This is a genomic window from Thermoanaerobacter sp. YS13 (assembly GCF_000806225.2).
GTDB lineage: Bacteria > Bacillota > Thermoanaerobacteria > Thermoanaerobacterales > Thermoanaerobacteraceae > Thermoanaerobacter > Thermoanaerobacter uzonensis.
The window spans coordinates 1,016,914-1,037,463 of the sequence record NZ_JOOI01000001.1 but is presented as its reverse complement, the minus strand read 5'-3'; the positions used below and the strand labels follow the sequence as shown (position 1 = coordinate 1,037,463).

Below are 20,550 nucleotides of genomic sequence, written 5' to 3'. Positions count from 1 at the left end.
TTTTTGTAGTTTTAGAGGAGAGGAGAGTTATGGAGAGATTTAAAAGTAAAAATTTTTGTCTTTTAGAAAACAAAAAATTTACAGACATTCTAATTTTTATATTGTTACTTATAATGATTGGAATTATATTTTATACTTCCCGAAACATAAACACTATATATTTTTACGCCTATACTCGACTTTTGTATATTCCTCTTGTAATTTCTGCTCTAATGTATGATTTGAAACGCAGCTTAATTATTCCTACGCTAATAAGTATAGGAGAGTTTTTAGAAATATATTTAACTGAAAAATCTTATATACTATTTATAACTTTTCTGATATCTGTTCCAGTGTATTATTTTGTATCCATATCTATCAGTTACTTTAAATTACAGGCAGAGAGACTTAGAGATTTAATCAAGGAAACAAATGAAAATCTAAAAGACATGGAAAATGCATTGATTTCTGCGTTAGAAGCAAAGGATGTGTATACACAAGGACATTCTCAAAGGGTTTGTAAACTTGTAACACAAATTGTTTATAAAATGGGAATTAAAGGGAAAGAAGCGGAAGATATAATCACGGCAGCAAAACTTCATGACATAGGGAAAATTGGCATAAGAGATGAGGTGTTAAACAAACCAGGAAAACTTACAGATCAAGAATTTGCTGAAATAATGGATCATCCGGTTATGAGTTATGAGATTATAAATAAAATGAAGGTTATGGAAAATATAGCAAAGATAATACGTCATCATCACGAAAAATATGATGGCAAAGGATATCCTGATGGATTAAAAGGTGAGAAGATACCTTTAGGTTCACGAATAATAGCCGTGGCTGATGCTTTTGATGCCATGACTTCTAAAAGGCCTTACAGAGATTCATTTACAATGGCTCAAGCTATTGAAGAATTGAAAAAAAATGCGGGAACACAGTTTGATCCTAAAATTGTTGATGCGTTTATATCTATAATAGAAGATTTAGGTATTGACTATTAATTTAACATTAATACATAATCAATTATAATTTTTTAATTTGTTTTTAATGAAAATCTAATTTTCCTTTAAGGCTTCACCTATATAATATTTCATGAGGTGAAGAAATATGAATTTGACACTTTTTCACATGATAAATGGCTTAGCAGGCCATAATATTTTTTTGGACAAGATTATGACTTTTATTGCTGTGTATTCTCCAATTTTGTATGGGATGCTTATGTTGGTTCAGTGGTTTATAGGCGGTGATAAGGGTAAAAAGACTTCTATGAACGCCTTTTTTGCAGCTATTATTGCACTAGGTTTAAATTTAATAATTTCTACCGTCTATTTTGAACCCAGACCTTTTGTGCATCACAAAGTCAATCTTTTGGTAAAACATCCTGCAGATGCTTCTTTTCCGAGTGACCATGCGTCAGGAGGTTCTGCTTTATCTTTTACAGAGATTATGTATGACAAAATTATTGGCAGTATAATGATGGTTTTAACTCTATTACTTTTATTTGCAAGAATATATGTGGGAGTACATTATCCACTGGATATCATAGCCGGCTTTATAATAGGATTTATAAGCAGTAAAATTTTAAGAGGACTTGAAGGAATACTTAGTCCTGTTGAAGGGTATATTATAAAAATATGGCATGAAATATTTGCATAAACACAGGAAAAGTCCTGTGTTTTTTATGCTATAATAATAACGACAGCTTATAAGGAGGGTGGGAATGTGAAAGCAATAAATGGTGGAATAGATGAAAAACTTTTTGAAGAACTTTTAAAAATAAATAAGAGTACTAATTTTCATCAATTAATAGGGGTACATGTAGCAGAATTAGGGAAGGGTTATGCTGTTACAAAAATGGAAATTGGAGAAAAACACTTAAATCCTCTTGGCATTGCTCATGGAGGCGTGCTTTTTTCTTTGATGGATATTACAATGGGTATGGCAGCTCGCACAGTTGGAAAGCAAGTGGTGACTCTTGAAATGAATATAAATTATGTTTCACCTGCAAATTTGGTTGACAAAGTAAAGGCGATTGGAAAAATAGTTCATGCGGGGAGTAAAACTACTGTGGCAGTTTGTGAGGCTTACACAGAAGAGGGGAGACTTTTGGCTGTGGCAAGAGAAACTTTTTTCAATGTACTGGATTAAGTATTTTTGTGGTATAATTTTGGCAAAAGAGTTGATTAGAGGGGGAATTTTTTATGAATTTTGATAGCTTTTTGTATAACACAAGGCCATTTTTAAATTACCTTTTTGACTTTTATAGCAACCTTGAAGAAAAAAGTTTAAGCAGTGTAATATACAATGCTGGTGGAGAGGATAAGGTTTCAGTTTTGGTTGTAGATATGATAAATGGTTTTTGTAAAAGCGGTCCATTGGCTAGTCCAAGAGTTGCAGGGATAATAGAACCTATAAAAAATTTATTAAAGGCCTGCTACAGAATGGGTATAAAAAATGTGTTCTTTTTAAATGACGCTCATCCTTCAGATGCAGTTGAATTTGAAGAATTTCCACCTCACTGTGTAAAAGACACTTTTGAAAGTGAAATTGTTAACGAATTAAAAGAAGTAGTTGAAGGAGAACCTGTGATTGTAGAGAAAAATTCGTTAAATGTATTTTTTGGTGGGGAATTAGAAGGCGGGAAAGAGTTTTTAAAGGAAGTTGTTGAAATGATAAAGGAAGGAAAATCTACTTTTATTGTTGTAGGAGATTGCACTGATTTATGCGTTTACCAGACGGCTATGTCTATAAAAATGATTGCAAATGCCAATAATCTTAAAGTAAATGTAATTGTACCGGAAAATTGCGTTGAAACCTATGATACATCTGTAAAAACTGCCGAGTCCCTCAAGATAATGCCTCATGATGGCAATTTGATACATACCATGTTTTTGTATCACATGAAATTAAACGGTATAGAAGTTGTAAAAGAGCTTCTTGAGGAGTAATAAAATTCCATATTGACTTTAGGAAATTTTAGTATATAATGTTAATAGAGATATTAGGACGGATGTCCGAATTAATTTTGAAAGGGGTTATACATATGACAAGTTTGCTTGAAAAATCTATCAATTTTGGTTTGGGATTATTTGCATTATCGCGAGAGAAAATAGAAAAAATAGTAGAAGAACTTGTAGATAGAGGAGAAGTTGCAAAAGAAGATGCACAAAAAATGGTAAAAGACCTGGTAAAAAAAGGTGAAGAACAGAAGGAAGAATTGAGAAAAATGATTAAAGGCGCAGTTGCTGAAACGTTAGGCTACATGAATATTGCCAAAAAGGAATATATTTCTAGCAAAGAAGATATAAGAAATATTGTTCGCGAAGAAATTAAAAAAGTGCTGGAGGAAATGCAAAATGATAAATAAACTTAAAAAGGAGTAATACAATATGGAAGGAAGAAACCAATCGCAAAGAATATTAAATGCTGCATATAAGTGTATTTCAACGAAAGGATATGCTAATGTTTCCTTGAGAGATATTGCAGAGGAAGCTGGTGTTGTATTAAGCCAATTGCATTATTATTTTGGCAGTAAGGAAGGGCTTTTTACAGAGGTAATAAAGATGATGATAGATAAATATTTAAAAGAAATAAATGAAGCTTTGAGTATGGGAGAAACTGCAAAAGATAAGATGCTATCCTTAGTGAATTTTTTTAAAGACCTTTTAAAAAATAATCCAGGACTCTTTAAACTGTTGTATGATTTTACAGGTTTAGCTATGTGGTCCTCTTCTTTTAATAATTTATTAAAGGAGTTATTTAATGACTTATCTAAAATGATTGAAGAAAAAATTTTAAGTAATAGTGCTTTAGGAGAGAATTTTAAAAATTATTCTACACGAGTGGTGGCGAGGATGATACTTGGTGCAATGTTTGGTACGGGAATTCAAGTGATTTTAGATTCTAATGAAAATGAAATTTTGGATGCGTTAAATACCATACAAGTTATTTTTGAGTAGAAATGGTGATGGGAAATGAGACCAAAAGTAGGACTTATACTGGGCGGTGGAGCAGCAAGAGGATATGCTCACTTAGGTATACTAAAAAGATTTGAAGAAGAAAATATTCCTATTGATTTTATAATAGGCATAAGTATGGGAGCGATAATAGGAGCAATCTATGCTTCAGGACATAATGTAGACAAACTTATAAGTGACTCAAAAAAGATTAATATATCAAAATTTTTAAGCTTATTGGATTTTAAAACCTCACGAACTGGCTTAGTAAAAGGTGAAAAAATAGAGAAATATTTGCAAAGTTATGTAAAAGAAAGTTTTGAGAAACTTAATATTCCTCTATATATTGTGGCTACTGATATTCAAACAGGAAAGGGAGTAGTATTTAAAGAGGGAGACTTAATAAAAGCTATAAGGGCAAGCATTTCTGTCCCCGTCTTTTTTGAACCTGTGGAGTACAATGGAACCAAGTTAGTTGATGGGTCAATTGTTGATTCTGAGGCAATAAAATTAGCAGCTAGCTTGGGAGCAGACATAATTATAAATTGCGATGTAAGTTCAAGCATTGATATGGGCTTTTTCGAAAGGTTTTTTTATTCTTTAGCTAATAGTGAGAAAGTGCTGCCAATAAAAAAGTATTTTAATATAAAAAGACCTTTACCTGAAATCATATCTATTACAACGACCGCTATTAAATTGTTAAAAGACAATTCTAATAAGAATCTTGAAAAAATAGAGGGGAATAAGAAAGTTTATACAATAAAACCCAATGTCGATAACATACGCTGGTATAGATTTGACCAGGCAGAAAAATGTATAAGTATAGGATTTGAAGCTGCCAATTTTATTGTTGGGAGAATAAAGAGGGACTTAGAAATGTAAGGCAAACAATTTTATGTTTGTTCATTCTAAGGGTACTTTCTCCTCAATGTCTAAATAAATTTCAAGCGTAGTATTTACTACAATAAATTTGACTTTTAACGTTAGTTTTTTGTTTTCAATTGTTAAGATTCTGCCATCAAAAGTGTTTTTTTATTATATGAAACACCTCATATAATTATATGCGCTATGTTTTAGCAAAAAGCATAGAAAAACGGATATTTTTTTTGTTAAAGGGAGAAATACTGAATAAATATAAGGAAAAATTCAAAATATTAGAAGATATAAGGAAATTTCAAGCTATATCCGATTTCTTCCCTTGTGGTATAATAAAAATTGGAATTGAAAAAATCTTAACGGGTGCATAAAATATTCAAAATTTTGAGATTATTTAATGCACAAATCAAAAGCTGCTTAGACTGGAATAAAACTAATTACAGGAGGTGTAATGTTTCCTTTTGATAGTTTTAGAGTGTAAGCAGCTGATGAAGAGGTGATTGCTGTGGAATGCCCAAATTGCAAAAGTACCAATGTGGGCAAAATAGGGAATAACCTATATTTTTGCAGGGATTGCAATTGCGAGATAAAAATAAAAAAGTGTACAGCTGTTGTGAGCATGTATGATTCGGAAGGTTGCATAAGCAAAAGATTTAAAGTTTGTTACAATGCATAAAGGAGGGGTTATCCCCTCTATTTATTTTGTAAAAAAAAAGTGATATTATAAAATTGCATGTAAAGTTTCATTTTGGAATGAAAACAATATGTTATAGATAGACTATAGATGGGGTAGTTAAACTTTAAATTTTGAGGAGTGGTACAGTGATTGAGATAGTTGACAAATTGAAAGATATTTTAAAAGAAGGGAAATTGTATTTAAACGAACCCATGAAAAGACACACTTCTTTTAAAATAGGTGGACCTGCAGATTTGTTGGTTGTACCAAGTAATCGTAAGGAATTATTAGAAGTCATATCTTTGTTTAAAGGAGAAAAAATCCCCCTTTTTATACTGGGAAATGGCACTAATCTATTAGTAAGTGAAAAGGGTATTAGAGGGGCTGTAATAAAATTATCCTCTTTGAGAAATGTAATCGTAGAAAGTAATAGGATAATCGCTGAAGCAGGAGCGCCTCTTTCCTATATTGCCAATGTAGCACTTGTACATGAACTTGCAGGATTTGAATTTGCTAGCGGGATTCCTGGCACTTTAGGTGGAGCAATAGTGATGAACGCAGGGGCTTATGGGCCTGAAATGAAGAACGTGGTAGAAAAGGTAGAGGTTTTAGATGGAGAAGGCAGTATATTGATTTTGTCAAACGAAGAAATGAAATTTTCCTATAGACATAGTATTATTCAGGAAAAGGATTGGATTGTTTTAAAAGCATGGCTTAGTTTAACAAAAGGGAAATACGAAGATATAAAAAGCAAAATGGAGGAACTAAATGCAAAAAGAAGGGAAAGACAGCCTCTAGAATATCCAAGTGCTGGAAGTACTTTTAAAAGGCCTCCTGGATATTATGCTGGAAAGTTGATTGAAGAAGCAGGACTTAAAGGCTATTCAATTGGAGGAGCTAAAGTTTCTGAAAAACATTCGGGATTTATTATAAATACTGGCAATGCAACTTTTTACGATGTTTTAAATTTGATTGAGCATATACAAAAAGTGGTAAAAGAAAAGTTTGGAGTGGAACTTGTACCAGAAATAAAAATAATAGGAGAGAAATAGGTGATTTGACAAATGAAAATTTTTGCTGATTATCACACTCATACGGTATACAGTCATGGGAAAGGCACAATAGAAGATAATGTAAAAAGGGCGATAGAAATTGGGCTTGATGAGATTGCAATCACTGACCATGGACCAGCTCATGTATTTTATGGCTTAAGAAAAGGAGATTTTAAAAAAATGAGAGAAGAAATAGATAAGATTAATGAAAAATATCCTCAAATTAAAGTGCTGATGGGAGTAGAAGCTAATTTAATCAGCTTAGAAGGAGATATTGATGTTCCAGATGAACTTATGAAATATCTAGATATTTTGCTTATGGGATATCATGAAGGAGTTATGCCTAGAAACTTTAGAAGTGCTTTACAGCTTTTTGGTAAGAACATGGCAAGTAAATATTTTATTTCCTTGAGGGAAGAGATGAGAGAAAAAAATACTGATGCAATGATCAATGCAATAAAGAAATACAAAATAGACATAATAACACATCCGGGAGCTAAAGTAGATATTGATACACAAAAGATTGCAAAAGCAGCAAAAGAGAGAGGAACATCTCTTGAAATTAATTCAAGTCACGGTTATATGACAGTTGAATATGTAAAGATAGCTAAAAAAGAGGGATGCAAATTTGTAATAAACAGTGATGCCCATACACCTTTTAGAGTAGGAAACTTTGAAAGAGGAATAGAAATTGCAAAAAAAGCGGGACTAACAGAAGAAGATATAATAAACGCAAAGGGGTGATATTTTTATGAGGTTTGTAATAATAACAGGCCTTTCTGGTGCTGGAAAAACACAGGCATTGAAGGCTATGGAGGATATGGGCTTTTTTTGTATAGACAATTTTCCGCCTGCTCTTCTTCCAAAACTTGCTGACCTTTTTTATCACTCAAAAAATGTTGATAAGGTAGCCCTTGGTATGGATTTAAGAGGTGGTCAGTTTTTTGAGGACATCTATTCTAGCCTTGAATTTTTGGAAAAAAATAACTACGATTATGAAATAGTTTTTTTGGAAGCTTCTGACGAGGTTTTGATAAAGAGGTTTAAAGAAACCAGAAGAAAACATCCTCTTTCTGAAGAAGGTAGAATAGTTGATGGAATAAATGAGGAAAGAAAGAGACTTGCAGAAATAAGGAAAATTGCCAATAGCATAATAGATACTTCTAATTTAACATCTTCTCAGTTAAAAGAGGAATTGTCTAATATCTTTTTAAAAGGGAAAAAGTTTAAAGGAATCATAATAGATATTATGTCTTTTGGATATAAATACGGAATACCTCTTGATGCTGACCTTGTATTTGATGTGAGGTTTTTGCCTAATCCTTTTTATATTGAAGAATTAAGACCTTTAACAGGAAATGATGATAAGGTAAAAGAGTACGTGATGAAATGGGATGAAGCAAAGGAGTTTTTAAAGAAATTAGGGGACATGATTAAATTTTTAATCCCGTATTATATAAGAGAAGGGAAATCTCAACTCGTTATAGCTATTGGATGCACAGGAGGAAAGCATAGGTCTGTTACTATTGCAAATGCCCTTTTTGAGTTTCTAAAAAAAGAAGATTATTCTGTTATTTTGCACCATAGAGATATAGGAGAGGAGTAATATGTTTACGAAGAATAATACTAAAGGGGGACCTCGTATTGTTGCTATTGGCGGAGGTACAGGGCTTTCTACCATGCTAAGAGGATTAAAACTTTATACAACTAATATTACTGCGGTAGTTACAGTAACAGATGATGGCGGTGGCTCAGGAATCCTAAGACAGGATTTAGGTATACTGCCGCCTGGAGATATCCGAAATTGTATACTGGCTTTGGCAAACACAGAGCCTACGATGGAACAACTTTTGCAGTACAGGTTTACTGAGGGAATGCTAAAAGGGCAAAATTTTGGGAATTTGTTTTTGGCAGCCATGATAGGCATTTCTAAAAATTTTGAAGAAGCTGTAAAAAAGATGAGTGATGTGCTTGCTGTATCAGGGAAAGTTATTCCTGTAACTCTTGATGATGTAAGGCTTGTAGCAGAGCTTGAAAATGGAATTATCATTAAAGGGGAATCGCAAATTCCTGTTGTACAGCAAAAAGAAAACAGTAATATAAAAAGGATATATATTGAACCTTCTCATGCAGAGCCTTTTGAAGAAGTGCTAGTGGATATATTAAATGCTGATGTCATTGTATTGGGTCCCGGAAGTTTATATACGAGTGTAATCCCTAATCTTTTGGTAGATGGAGTAGGTGACGCCATTGAAGCTTCCAGAGCGGTTAAAGTTTATGTTTGCAATATCATGACACAGCCAGGAGAGACTTTGGGCTATACTGCTTGTGACCATGTGAAGGCTCTTTTTGAACATGGGCTTAAATCTCTAGATTACATTATTGTCAACAATGGCGAAATTCCCCATGATTATATGGAGCGCTATATAAAAGACATGTCACAACCTGTTGAATACGATAAAAATCAGTTAGAGAGTATGGGAATTAAAGTGGTAGAAGAAAATTTAGTAGCTTTAAAAAATGAATTTATAAGGCACGATGAGCAAAAGCTTGCAGAAGTAATTGTAAGCCTGCTTAAGTAAACGACGAATTTTAGTCTATGTTGTACAAAAAAACATATTGACATTTGTTAAAGTAAGATATACAATAATATTGAAAGCAAGCGCAAGCGATTGCAACACTGTTGCAATTGGGCGCTTTTAAAAAATACATTTCAAGAAAGCGATTGCTGTAATATATTAGCAATTATTTGTAAGGGGGAAAGTGATGAGAAAGAATGTAAAACTATTTGCGGCAATAATTTTATTCTTTTCTTTATTGCTGACCAGTTGCGGTAGTAAAGATACCAGTTCTAATATTACTCCTAAGTCAGATGTAATATATCAGGTTATGATAGATAGGTTTTACAATGGGGATAAGTCTAATGATGATCCAAAAATAAGTAAAGGTATGTTTGATCCAACTTATACCAATTGGAGGATGTATTGGGGTGGAGATTTAAAAGGTTTGACAGAAAAAATTCCTTATATAAAAGGGATGGGAGTAACAGCTATTTGGATTTCTCCTGTTGTAGACAACATCAACAAACCAGCAATATATAATGGCGAAATAAATGCACCTTATCACGGATATTGGGCAAGGGACTTTAAAAGAGTAGAAGAACATTTTGGTTCATGGGAGGACTTTGACAATTTTGTAAAGACTGCTCATGCTAATGGAATAAAAGTTATACTAGATTTTGCTCCAAATCATACAAGTCCTGCAGATAAAAACAATCCTGACTTTGCTGAAAACGGTGCACTTTATGACGATGGTAATTTATTGGGAACTTATAGCAATGATGTCAATAAACTTTTTCATCATAATGGTGGAATTACCAACTGGAATAATTTAAAGGACTTGCAGGATAAAAATTTGTTTGACCTTGCAGACCTTGATCAAAGTAATCCTATTGTTGACAAGTATTTAAAGGATTCTATCAAGTTATGGTTTAGCCATGGGATTGATGGGGTAAGGCTAGATGCAGTAAAGCATATGCCTATGGAATGGGTAAAAAGTTTTGCTGATACCATATACGGCGTTAATAAAGATGCTATTCTTTTTGGCGAGTGGATGTTAAACGGTCCCACTGATCCTTTGTACGGTTATAATATTCAATTTGCTAATACAAGTGGTTTTTCTGTGTTGGATTTTATGCTTAACAGTGCAATAAAAGATGTTTTTGAAAAAGGTTATGGTTTTGACAGATTGAATGATACTATTGAAGAGACAAATAAAGATTATGATAATCCTTATAAGTTGGTTACTTTTGTAGACAATCACGATATGCCGAGGTTTTTATCAGTCAATGATGATAAGGACAAATTGCACGAAGCTATTGCTTTTATAATGACATCTCGCGGAATACCGGCTATATATTATGGGACAGAGCAGTATTTGCATAATGACACAAATGGCGGAAATGACCCTTACAATAGGCCAATGATGGAAAAGTTTGATGAGAATACTACGGCTTATGTTTTAATTAGAGAATTGTCAAACTTGCGTAAGGCTACACAGGCGTTACAGTATGGGAAGACTGTGTCAAGGTATGTTAGTAATGATGTTTATATCTATGAGAGGCAATATGGCAAAGATATAGTTGTAGTTGCAATAAATAAAGGAGAAGAGACTACTGTAAAAAATATAGAGACTTCTCTTCGAAAAGGCAAATACAGTGATTATTTGAAGGGTTTATTAAAAGGAGGCAATTTAAAAGTTGAAAGAGGAAATAGTGAAAACGACATTTTAAGTATAACTTTACCTAAAGACAGTGTCAGTATATGGACTAATGTAAAAGTGAAATAAGATTTTGGGATTTTCCCAAAATTATAATAAAATTAAAATTAAGAGGAGGATTTGTATGAAGAAGTACACAAAAATAATTGCATTGCTGACTGTGATGGTATTCGTTTTGTCAGCTGCTTTAACAGGTTGTGGTGGCAGCAAGACAAGTGAAAATACTCCATCACAAGGTCAGACAGAACAAAAGAAAGAGCCTGTAGAACTTATAGTATGGTCACACTTAACAGATCCTGAAATTGCAAAGGTTCAAGAGATTGCAAATAAGTGGGCAGAGCAAACTGGCAACAAAGTAAAAGTTTTGGCAGACCAGAGTGACTTCCAAGCTTTCTCAACAGCTGCACAAAGTGGTAAGGGCCCAGATATTATGTTTGGTTTACCACATGATAACTTGGGTACTTTCCAGAAGGCAGGACTTTTAGCTGAAGTACCAGAGGGAGTTATAAACAAAGACGACTATGTTCCAATGAGCATAAGTGCAGTATCCTACAATGGTAAAATGTATGCAGTGCCAATTTCTATGGAGACTTATGCACTTTTCTACAATACACAGAAAGTTAAAACGCCTCCTGCAACACTTGATGATTTAATTAAACTGGGCAAAGAAGTAGGATTCCAATATGATATAAATAACTTCTATTTTAGCTTTGCATTTATTGCTGCATACGGCGGGTATGTATTTAAGGATACAGGTGGTGGACTTGATCCAAATGATATAGGACTTAACAACGCAGGTGCGAAAAAAGGTTTAGAGCTTCTAAAAGATTTTGTGCAAAAATATAAGTTTATGCCTGCTGATATAAATGGAGATATGGCTAAAGGTAATTTCCAAAGTGGGAAAACTGGTTTGTATATAAGTGGTCCATGGGATGTTGATGGATTTAAGAAAGCTAATGTTCCATTTAAAGTTGCTCCTCTGCCAACTGTTGATGGTAAGCCAATGCCTTCCTTTGCAGGTGTGCAAGCTGCTTTTGTAAGTGCAAAGTCAAAACATCAACAAGAAGCATGGGATTTAATGAAGTATCTTACTGAAAATACAGGATTGCCACTATTTGAAACAGGTAACAGAATACCAGTTATTAAATCTCTCTTAGATAACCCAGAAGTTAAGAATAATGAGATTTTAAATGCATTTGCTGAGCAAGCTACACATGCTATTCCAATGCCTAATATACCTCAAATGGCAGCAGTGTGGACTCCTGCAGGAAATGCATTACAGCTTATTACATCTGGAAAGGTTCCAGTTGACAAAGCTGCTGATGATATGGTAAATCAAATCAAGCAAGGTATTGCAACTCAGCAATAACAGAAAGGGGCTTTTAGCCCCTTTTTTTAGAGAAGGAGGTTGTTGAATGAAAACAAACAAAACTATGCGGGATAAATTAAGACCTTATGCGTATTTGTCTCCTGCTATACTATCTATGACTGTATTAAGTTTTGCACCTATTTTGTATACTATTTATATTGCTTTTACAAATTTTAATCTATATCACTTTAATAACTATCAATTTGTAGGATTTAAAAACTTTATTGATATATTATCAGGGCCTTTTAAAACAGTCTTTGCACCTGTATTTGTATGGACAGTTATTTTTGCTCTCTCAGCTACATTACTGAGTTATATTATTGGTCTTCTTTTAGCGGTTATTTTGAATAACAAAAATATGTGGGAAACAAATTTATATAGAGCAATATTAATTATTCCCTGGGGTCTTCCTGGTACGATTGCTGCTCTTACATGGACAGGACTTTTAAATCAGCAGTACGGGGGTATAAATCTGATACTACAGAAGTTGCATCTTCCTATGATACCATGGCTTCTTGATCCTTTTTGGGCAAGGGTTGCGATTATAATTGTCAGTGTGTGGATGGGTTATCCTTTTATGATGAACGCCTCATTAGGAGCTTTACAGGCTATTCCACCTGAACTTTATGAAGTTGCAGATATTGATGGTGCTACATGGTTCCAAAAGTTTAGAATGATAACAGTACCAATGTTGACATCTTCCACTTTGCCACTTATTATTTCATCTTTTGCTTATAATTTCAACAATTTTGGCGCAGCGTTTTTAATTACAGGAGGAGGACCTCCAAGAACAGATACTTCTTTTGCAGGTCATACTGATTTGCTTGTAAGTTCGGCTTACAAGATGACAATGCAGTTTAACAGATATGACTTGGCGGCAGCTTTGTCTATAATTATATTCTTGATAATTGGTACATTGAGCCTTATCAATATGAAGATGACCAATGCCTTTAAGGAGGTGGATTAAGGTGGAATATGCAAGTGCTAAAATTGGTGACAAAAAAACGACTAAAAAGATTTATTATAGGGAAAAATTAAAACCTCATGAAAAAGTATCTCTTTGGATTAGCCGACTTATTATATGGGCTGTAATTGCAATAATGATGTTTCCTGTGGCTTGGGTAGTAGGAGCCTCTATGGCGTCGGGAGATGCTTTTTTCTCTGGCTCTATTTTTCCACAGCATATGACATTTCAAAATTATATAGACGTACTCAAGAAAACTAATTTTTTACTTTGGGTAAAAAATAGTATGATTTTGAGTGTGGGTGTGGCAACTATTCAATTATTTTTGACTGCTACATCAGCTTATGCTTTTAGTAGAATGAAATTTGTAGGAAGAAAAAATGGGTTAAAGACTCTTTTGATAATGCAGATGTTTCCTACATTTATGGCATTACCTGCTATATTTGGTATAATGGCAAAATTAAATCTTCTGGATAATCTCTATGCCCTTATGCTAGTGATGGCAGGTAGCAGCGCTTTTAGTATATGGCTTTTAAAAGGTTATATTGACAGTCTTCCAAAAGAGTTGGACGAAGCTGCTTTAGTTGATGGAGCTACGCATTGGCAAATTTTCATGAAAATAATTCTTCCTTTGGCGACTCCCATGCTTGTAGTTATATTCTTATTTAGTTTTATGGGAGTATACAGTGAATTTATTTTGTCCAGTGCGGTATTAAAGTCACCTGAAAATTACACAATAGCGTTAGGGCTTCAAAGGTTTATTCAAAACCAATTTTCAGCCCACTGGACTCAATTTGCAGCAGCCTCTGTTATGGCATCCTTGCCTCTTGTAATACTCTTTATGGTATTGCAGAGGTATTTGCAAGCTGGCCTTGCAGCAGGTGCAGTAAAAGGATAAAAAAATTGTTACACATGGAACAATTTGTAAATGCCGGATTATTTCCGGTATTTTTATTTTTGTATATAAATAAAATCTTATGGCAAAAATAAATATGTATTTGCTTTTAAAGGAGGTCAAAAATGAGCAAGACTGTAGGAATACCTAAAGGACTTTTATATTATGATTTTTATCCAATGTGGAAGACTTTTTTTGAAGGTGTGGGAGCAAAAGTAGTGGTTTCCCAGGATACAAATAAAAAAATTCTTGATGAAGGAGTAAAAAACTGTGTTGAAGATGCTTGTCTTCCTGTTAAAACTTATGTAGGACATGTGATAAATTTAAAAGAAAAAGATGTTGATTATATATTTATTCCGAGGATTGTAAGTGTAGAAAGAAAAAAATACCTTTGTTCAAAGTTTTTAGGACTGCCAGATTTTATAAAAAGCTTAATTCATGGTTTACCCCCTATTATAGATATTGAGATTAATTATTATAAAAATAACGATGAATTTACTCAAAATGAATTTATAAAAGTTGGTAGGATGTTTGGGAAGACTAAAGACCAATCTTTAGAAGCCTATTTTGAGGCTACCCACCAACAAAAAAAGTTCGAGAGTTTGTTGAAAGAAGGTCTTACCAATTTAGAAGCTTTAAAAGTTTGGGAAGGAAAGAATTTGGTAAAAGAAGAAAGTAATTATGACCTTAAAATAGCCGTCATTGCTCATCCTTATGATATTATGGATGAATACATAAGTATGGGGATTATTGAGAAGCTAAAAAACATGGGAGCACAAGTTTATACCATGGAAATGCTACAGAAAGATCTAATATTAGAAGGAGCATCAATGCTTTCAAAAGAGATGTTTTGGAACTATGAAAGAGATATTTTGGGAGCGGGATTGTATTTTTTAAAACAAAAGAATGTGGATGGGGTAATTATGGTTTCTGCTTTTGGATGTGGACCTAATTCTATGACAGAAGAACTGTTGGAGAGGATTTTTAAAAGAGAGAAGGAGGTACCCTTTATGTTGATTACAATTGATGAACATTCTGGAGAGGCTGGCATTATGACGAGGTTGGAGGCCTTTACAGACCTTTTAAGATTTAATAAAAAGGCGGTGATGGTATGAAAATTACTTATCCCCACATGGGTTCTTTAAATATGATTTTAAAAACGATGTTTGAAGGAATCGGGGTAGAAGTGATAGACCCACCACCTTCTACTAATAAAACCTTGACATTAGGAGTTAGAAATTCTCATGAATTTGCATGTTTACCCTTTAAAATCAATGTCGGAAATTTTATTGAGGCTCTTGATAGGGGAGCAGATACGATTATAATGTTAGGTGGAATTGGACCCTGCAGATTTGGGTATTACGGTCAGGTGCAAAGAGAGATATTGAAAGATTTGGGCTATGACTTTAAAATGATAATTGTTGATCCACCCCATGGCAGGTTAATAGACTTTTTAAAAGAATTAGCTTCATATTTTCCTAATGTAGATGGAAAAACGGCTTTAAAGTCTTTTGTATTTGCAGTGAAAAAAATGATAGCAGCTGATAAATTAGAAAAGTTTTTATTAAAGTTAAGAGCCCATGAAGATAACCCAGGTGTAACTACAAAATTATACGAAGAATATATAAAAAAGCTGGAAAAAGCTCAAAATGGTAAAGAAGTGGACAAAATAGTATCAGAGGCTATGAAAAAAATAAAGGAAAATGCAAATGTACGGAGGAAAATACAGCTTAAAGTAGCACTAGTGGGAGAAATTTATATGCTATTAGAACCCTTTACTAATATGGATATCAGCAAATCTTTAAATGAATTAGGGGTAGAAGTTACAAAAACAGAATATCTTTCAGATTATTTAATTAACAGCGCTTTTAAATTGCCTCAAAGGATGGAGTTTAAGAAAAACGCAAGAGGATATTTAGAAAGAGATATAGGAGGACATGGTCTTAATACTGTTGCAAATACCGTAAAATATGCTAAACTAAATTATGATGGTGTGATTCACATACTTCCCTTTACCTGCACCCCTGAAATAGTAGCTCAAGGAATAATTGCAAAAATTAGCCGAGATTACAATATTCCAGTGATGTCTTTAGTATATGATGAAAACACTGGGCAAGCAGGTTACCAAACCCGTTTGGAAGCTTTTGTGGATCTACTTTATAGGAAAAGGATGGAGATAGTTTGCTGAAATCATCCTTTTAATTTTTATTTTTCCGAAAATAATGAAGGAAAAATGTATTTTGTGTGGAATATATAATAAGTGGATGGTTAGTAAGGGGTGATAGGTATGAAAGAGTTGGGAGAATTTTTAAAAAGTGAAAGAATTAAGAAAGGATTGACTCTTGAAGAAATTCAAGAAATAACTAAAATACGGATACGCTATTTGAAAGCTATTGAAGATGGAGATTTTAGCGTAATGCCTGCACTGGTATATGCGAAGGGCTTTGTGAAAAGTTATGCTGAGGCCTTAGGGTTAGATGGTAATGAGTTAGTAAAAAAGTATGAATATTTGTTTCAGGAGAAAGAGGAGGAAGCCATATCTAATATAGAGACCACATCCTACAAAAAAGAGAGGAGAGAATTTTCACAATTTTTTTTGGCTTTAAAAAAAGCAGCAATTATTGTTTTAATAATAGGTATTATAGGATACGGTTTTTACTATTTTCTAAATCAAGTGAAAAAAGGAGTTGCACCAATTCCGCAACAAAATCAAAGTGAAGCTTCAACAAATTCAGAGAACAAAACAAATCCTTCACAGGAAAGTAATGTTTCTCAACCTACAGCAAAGACGTCGGTTGAAAAAGTAGCAGAGACTTCTAAAAAAATAGAATATAAAGTTATTCCATTTGGGAAAAGTTATAAAGTAGAAATAAGTGTACCTGGCGAAAAATGTTGGTTTAGTATAAAAGTAGATGGAAATGTCGTTTATGAAGGCCTTATGACAAAGGATATGTCTAAAATTTTTGATGTAAAAGATAGCATTACTATCTTGATGGGTTATCCGCCAGCTGTTAAAATAACTGTAGATGGTGAGGAGCTACCAACAGTGCAAACACCATCACCAGTCACAATAGATATACATACATAGAAAGGAGAAAAAAGATGATAAAAGAAGCTATATTCCATAAAAGCGATATGCCTTATGCATATCCACTGAATGAAAATCAATTAAAAATAGTACTGAAGACTGCTGTATTTGATGTAGATAGGGTGTATGTTTTATACAAAGACAGGTACGATTGGCTGGGAAAATTCAAAATAAAACCAATGGTATTGACTCATACTAACGAGTTATTTGATTATTATGAGACTACTTTAGAGCTTAATAAAAAATTTGTGTATTTTTTCTATTTGGTATCTGAGGAAGGCGAGAAGTTATATTATACAGAAGCAGGATTTTACAAAAAAAGGCCGGAAAATCAGTTTTGGGGATTTTTCCATTACCCGTATATAGGAGAAAAGGATGTCTTTTTTGCTCCAGAGTGGACAAACGATTGCATAGTGTATCAGATATTTCCTGAAAGGTTTAATAACGGTGATAAATCAAATGACCCTGAAAGCGTAAAGCCTTGGGGTGAAAAACCTACTGCAGATTCTTTCTTTGGAGGAGATTTGCAAGGAATAATAGATAGAATAGATTATTTAAAGGATTTGGGTATAAATGCCATTTATTTAACCCCCATATTTTTATCCCCTTCCACTCACAAATATGATACTACTGATTATTATACAATTGACCCACACTTTGGTGATACGCAAAAAGCGAGAGAACTTGTGCAAAAATGTCATGACAATGGCATAAAAGTTATATTTGATGCCGTCTTTAATCACTGCGGATATGATTTTTTTGCATTTCAGGATGTTATTAAAAATGGTAAAAAATCAAAATATTGGGATTGGTTTAATATATACGAATGGCCAATTAAAACTCATCCAAAACCTTCCTATGAAGCTTTTGCAGATACTGTATGGAGAATGCCAAAACTTATGACAAAAAATCCAGAAGTACAGAAGTATTTATTGGAAGTAGCGAAATATTGGATTAAAGAAGTGGACATAGATGGCTGGAGGCTGGATGTTGCTAATGAGATAGATCACCATTTTTGGAGAAAGTTTAGAGAAGTTATAAAGGCAGCCAAACCAGAAGCCATAATTGTAGGAGAGGTTTGGCATGATGCTTCTCCTTGGCTTAGAGGGGAACAGTTTGACAGTGTAATGAACTATCCTTTTAGAAATGCGGTTGTGGACTTTTTTGCAAGAAGGAAAATAAGTGCTTCTCGCTTTAATACAATGATTACAGAGCAACTTATGAGACATATGGATAGTGTGAATAGGGCTATGTTTAATTTAATAGGGAGTCATGATACTGAGAGGTTTTTGACTTTAGCTAATGGCATGGTTGCGAGAATGAAGTTGGCGTTGGTGTTTCAATTTAGCTTTGTTGGAATTCCATATATTTATTATGGAGACGAGGTAGGAATGGTAGGGGGTTATGACCCTGATTGCAGAAGATGCATGATATGGGAGGAGGAAAAGCAAAATAAAAGTATTTTTAATTTCTATAAAAAGCTGATTTCTATAAGAAGAGAAAATGAGGAGCTCAAATACGGAAATTTTTCTACTTTATATGCTATAGGAAGGGTGTTTGCTTTTAAGAGGGAATATAAAGGTAAATCAATAATTGTTGTACTAAATAACAGTAGCAAGCAGGAAGTGATATTTTTGAATGAAGCAGAAGGTAAAGAAGATGTTTTAAAGATGAAGGAATTAAAAAGAAGTGGCAATCTCCTTTACTTACAACCTAACTCTGCATATATTTTAAAGTAACCAATCTGAGTTTAAGTGAATAATATGAAGATAGAAAAATAAAGGGGAATGAAAATTCCCCTATATTTTTTAAAAAAACAGAGGTGATGGTATGAAAGATACATCCCGCTATGGCAGAGATTATCAATACTATAAGGATTATGAGAGATTGTATGGAAGTTACGACATTACAAAACTTATCACATTAAAAAAATTAGTTGAAGCAAGTGAATATGAAGAGTGGAAAGATTACAAAGAGTTCAAGGAATGGTGTAATTCTGAAGAAAGACATAATTGGAAAAATTCACCTAAATATATTGAATGGGAAAAGAAAAAGTTATTGTAGTTTGTTATAGAAGTGTAAAAACCCCTTTTATTCAATTGTTTTTGAAAGGGGTTTTTTTTTTGAAATAATGTAGTATAATAAAGATAAGCCTGTTGAGGTGATGCATTATGTCATTTTCTTCAGATACAAAAGACGAATTAGCAAGGATTTATCCTGAAGATGAAGAAAGTAAAATAGCAGAGTTAGCTGCTTTGATTAGGACGATAGGCAGCATTTCGATGTATGGCAATAGGAAAATTTCTTTAACCTTTACTACAGAAAATGCTTCTGTGGCGAGATTAGTTTTTAAGTTAATAAAAGATTTATTTGGGATAATTCCTGAGACAATGGTAAGAAGAGGTAAGTATCTTAAAAAAACCCTAACCTATCTCATCTTTGTGCCTGATACAAAAATTGCCGAAGAAATTTTAGGTAAAGTTAAAATATTGAATTATGAAAAAAACCATATAAAATTAAATTATGGAATAGACAAAAAGATTGTAAAAAACAGTAAAACAAAAAAGGCTTATTTGAGAGGAGCTTTTTTGGGTGGTGGTTCAATAAGCGATCCTGAAAAAGCTTATCATATGGAGTTTATTACTCATAATTTAGAACATGGGAAAGATTTAAGCAAATTGATAAATTCTTTTGACTTAAATTCAAAGGTTATTGCAAGAAAAAATAATTATGTAGTATACTTAAAAGAAGGAGAACAAATTGTTGATGTTTTAAATATAATAGGTGCCCACAGTGCTCTTTTGAACTTGGAAAATATACGAATATACAAAGAAATGAGAAACAATGTAAATAGAATTGTTAATTGTGAAACTGCAAATTTGACCAAAACTATTAATGCATCTTTAAGGCAAATAGAGAGTATAAATTATATCAAAGAAACAATAGGACTTGATTATTTGCCACCTAATTTGAAAGAAATGGCGGAACTCAGGATTAGTTATCCTGATTTGAGCTTAAAAGAATTGGGACAAATGCTAGTTCCTCCTGTCGGCAAGTCAGGAGTGAATCATAGACTTAGGAGGATTGAAGAAATTTCAAAGAAATTGAAAGAGAGGAGAGTTAAATAATGAAAGAGGTTACGATTGAAATTAAAAATAAGACGGGGCTTCATGCAAGACCTGCAGCATTATTTGTACAAACTGCCAGCAAATTTTCCTCACAAATATGGGTAGAGAAAGATAACAAAAAAGTAAATGCCAAAAGTATAATGGGAATTATGTCTCTTGGAGTATCGCAAGGCAATGTTGTTAAATTAAGTGCCGAAGGTGACGACGAAGAGGCAGCTATAAAAGCGTTGGTGGACCTTATTGAATCAAAATTCGGTGAGGAGTAAACAAAAAAGGTTTCTTTTTC

The 20,550-nt window shown here is 33.2% G+C and carries 22 protein-coding genes; all 22 read left to right on the top strand.

The window, feature by feature from the left end; all coding sequences use genetic code 11:
- The first annotated feature begins 29 nt into the window (after positions 1 to 29).
- The 22 genes from THYS13_RS14585 to THYS13_RS05245 all read left to right on the top strand — a co-directional run bounded on the left by THYS13_RS14585 (position 30) and on the right by THYS13_RS05245 (position 20,530).
- Complete coding sequence (locus THYS13_RS14585; protein WP_235603241.1) at positions 30 to 983, top strand: HD-GYP domain-containing protein; 954 nt, start codon at positions 30 to 32, stop codon at positions 981 to 983.
- 106 nt (positions 984 to 1,089) lie between these two features.
- Positions 1,090 to 1,638, top strand: coding sequence for an undecaprenyl-diphosphatase (locus tag THYS13_RS05350; RefSeq protein WP_042833480.1), 549 nt, complete (start codon positions 1,090 to 1,092; stop codon positions 1,636 to 1,638).
- A gap of 66 nt (positions 1,639 to 1,704) precedes the next feature.
- On the top strand, positions 1,705 to 2,130 hold the full coding sequence (locus THYS13_RS05345; RefSeq protein WP_042833479.1) for a PaaI family thioesterase: 426 nt from the start codon (positions 1,705 to 1,707) through the stop codon (positions 2,128 to 2,130).
- A 53-nt stretch (positions 2,131 to 2,183) separates the two neighbouring features.
- Positions 2,184 to 2,930 (top strand): cysteine hydrolase family protein, encoded by a 747-nt coding sequence (locus tag THYS13_RS05340; RefSeq protein ID WP_042833478.1) that lies wholly within the window; start codon positions 2,184 to 2,186, stop codon positions 2,928 to 2,930.
- A gap of 62 nt (positions 2,931 to 2,992) precedes the next feature.
- Complete coding sequence (locus THYS13_RS05335; protein WP_082990396.1) at positions 2,993 to 3,349, top strand: phasin family protein; 357 nt, start codon at positions 2,993 to 2,995, stop codon at positions 3,347 to 3,349.
- Between the two features lie 22 nt (positions 3,350 to 3,371).
- Positions 3,372 to 3,941 (top strand): TetR/AcrR family transcriptional regulator, encoded by a 570-nt coding sequence (locus tag THYS13_RS05330; RefSeq protein WP_042833476.1) that lies wholly within the window; start codon positions 3,372 to 3,374, stop codon positions 3,939 to 3,941.
- A gap of 15 nt (positions 3,942 to 3,956) precedes the next feature.
- Complete coding sequence (locus tag THYS13_RS05325; protein WP_042833475.1) at positions 3,957 to 4,820, top strand: patatin-like phospholipase family protein; 864 nt, start codon at positions 3,957 to 3,959, stop codon at positions 4,818 to 4,820.
- 816 nt (positions 4,821 to 5,636) lie between these two features.
- A complete protein-coding gene (murB, locus tag THYS13_RS05315; RefSeq protein ID WP_042833473.1) occupies positions 5,637 to 6,542 on the top strand; it encodes a UDP-N-acetylmuramate dehydrogenase in 906 nt (301 codons plus the stop codon).
- Positions 6,543 to 6,554: 12 nt separating this feature from the next.
- Positions 6,555 to 7,286: a PHP domain-containing protein gene (locus tag THYS13_RS05310; protein ID WP_042833472.1), complete on the top strand. Its 732-nt coding sequence runs from the start codon at positions 6,555 to 6,557 to the stop codon at positions 7,284 to 7,286.
- Positions 7,287 to 7,293: 7 nt separating this feature from the next.
- Complete coding sequence (gene rapZ / locus THYS13_RS05305; protein ID WP_042833471.1) at positions 7,294 to 8,148, top strand: RNase adapter RapZ; 855 nt, start codon at positions 7,294 to 7,296, stop codon at positions 8,146 to 8,148.
- A 1-nt stretch (position 8,149) separates the two neighbouring features.
- On the top strand, positions 8,150 to 9,124 hold the full coding sequence (gene yvcK, locus THYS13_RS05300) for a YvcK family protein (protein ID WP_042833470.1): 975 nt from the start codon (positions 8,150 to 8,152) through the stop codon (positions 9,122 to 9,124).
- A 184-nt stretch (positions 9,125 to 9,308) separates the two neighbouring features.
- Complete coding sequence (locus THYS13_RS05295; protein ID WP_042833469.1) at positions 9,309 to 10,889, top strand: alpha-amylase family glycosyl hydrolase; 1,581 nt, start codon at positions 9,309 to 9,311, stop codon at positions 10,887 to 10,889.
- A gap of 55 nt (positions 10,890 to 10,944) precedes the next feature.
- On the top strand, positions 10,945 to 12,189 hold the full coding sequence (locus THYS13_RS05290; RefSeq protein WP_042833468.1) for a maltose ABC transporter substrate-binding protein: 1,245 nt from the start codon (positions 10,945 to 10,947) through the stop codon (positions 12,187 to 12,189).
- A 46-nt stretch (positions 12,190 to 12,235) separates the two neighbouring features.
- Positions 12,236 to 13,156: a carbohydrate ABC transporter permease gene (locus THYS13_RS05285; protein ID WP_042833467.1), complete on the top strand. Its 921-nt coding sequence runs from the start codon at positions 12,236 to 12,238 to the stop codon at positions 13,154 to 13,156.
- A 1-nt stretch (position 13,157) separates the two neighbouring features.
- The gene (locus tag THYS13_RS05280; protein WP_042833466.1) at positions 13,158 to 14,051 is read left to right on the top strand and encodes a sugar ABC transporter permease; all 894 of its coding nucleotides are present in this window, start codon (positions 13,158 to 13,160) and stop codon (positions 14,049 to 14,051) included.
- 122 nt (positions 14,052 to 14,173) lie between these two features.
- Positions 14,174 to 15,163 carry an acyl-CoA dehydratase activase-related protein gene (locus THYS13_RS05275; protein WP_042833465.1) on the top strand — a complete coding sequence of 330 codons (990 nt, stop codon included), beginning with the start codon at positions 14,174 to 14,176 and terminating at the stop codon, positions 15,161 to 15,163.
- Positions 15,160 to 16,236 (top strand): 2-hydroxyacyl-CoA dehydratase, encoded by a 1,077-nt coding sequence (locus THYS13_RS05270; RefSeq protein WP_042833464.1) that lies wholly within the window; start codon positions 15,160 to 15,162, stop codon positions 16,234 to 16,236. The genes THYS13_RS05275 and THYS13_RS05270 overlap by 4 nt, the downstream gene beginning before the upstream one ends.
- A gap of 99 nt (positions 16,237 to 16,335) precedes the next feature.
- Positions 16,336 to 17,136 (top strand): helix-turn-helix domain-containing protein, encoded by an 801-nt coding sequence (locus tag THYS13_RS05265; RefSeq protein ID WP_042833463.1) that lies wholly within the window; start codon positions 16,336 to 16,338, stop codon positions 17,134 to 17,136.
- Positions 17,137 to 17,150: 14 nt separating this feature from the next.
- Entirely contained in the window at positions 17,151 to 18,875 is a 1,725-nt protein-coding gene (locus THYS13_RS05260; RefSeq protein WP_042833462.1) for a glycoside hydrolase family 13 protein, read from the top strand.
- A 91-nt stretch (positions 18,876 to 18,966) separates the two neighbouring features.
- Positions 18,967 to 19,200: a hypothetical protein gene (locus THYS13_RS05255; RefSeq protein ID WP_003868318.1), complete on the top strand. Its 234-nt coding sequence runs from the start codon at positions 18,967 to 18,969 to the stop codon at positions 19,198 to 19,200.
- Between the two features lie 107 nt (positions 19,201 to 19,307).
- A complete protein-coding gene (gene whiA, locus THYS13_RS05250) occupies positions 19,308 to 20,264 on the top strand; it encodes a DNA-binding protein WhiA (protein ID WP_042833461.1) in 957 nt (318 codons plus the stop codon).
- Positions 20,264 to 20,530 carry an HPr family phosphocarrier protein gene (locus THYS13_RS05245; protein WP_003870522.1) on the top strand — a complete coding sequence of 89 codons (267 nt, stop codon included), beginning with the start codon at positions 20,264 to 20,266 and terminating at the stop codon, positions 20,528 to 20,530. Before whiA ends, THYS13_RS05245 begins: the two co-directional genes overlap by 1 nt.
- The last annotated feature ends 20 nt before the right edge of the window (positions 20,531 to 20,550 follow it).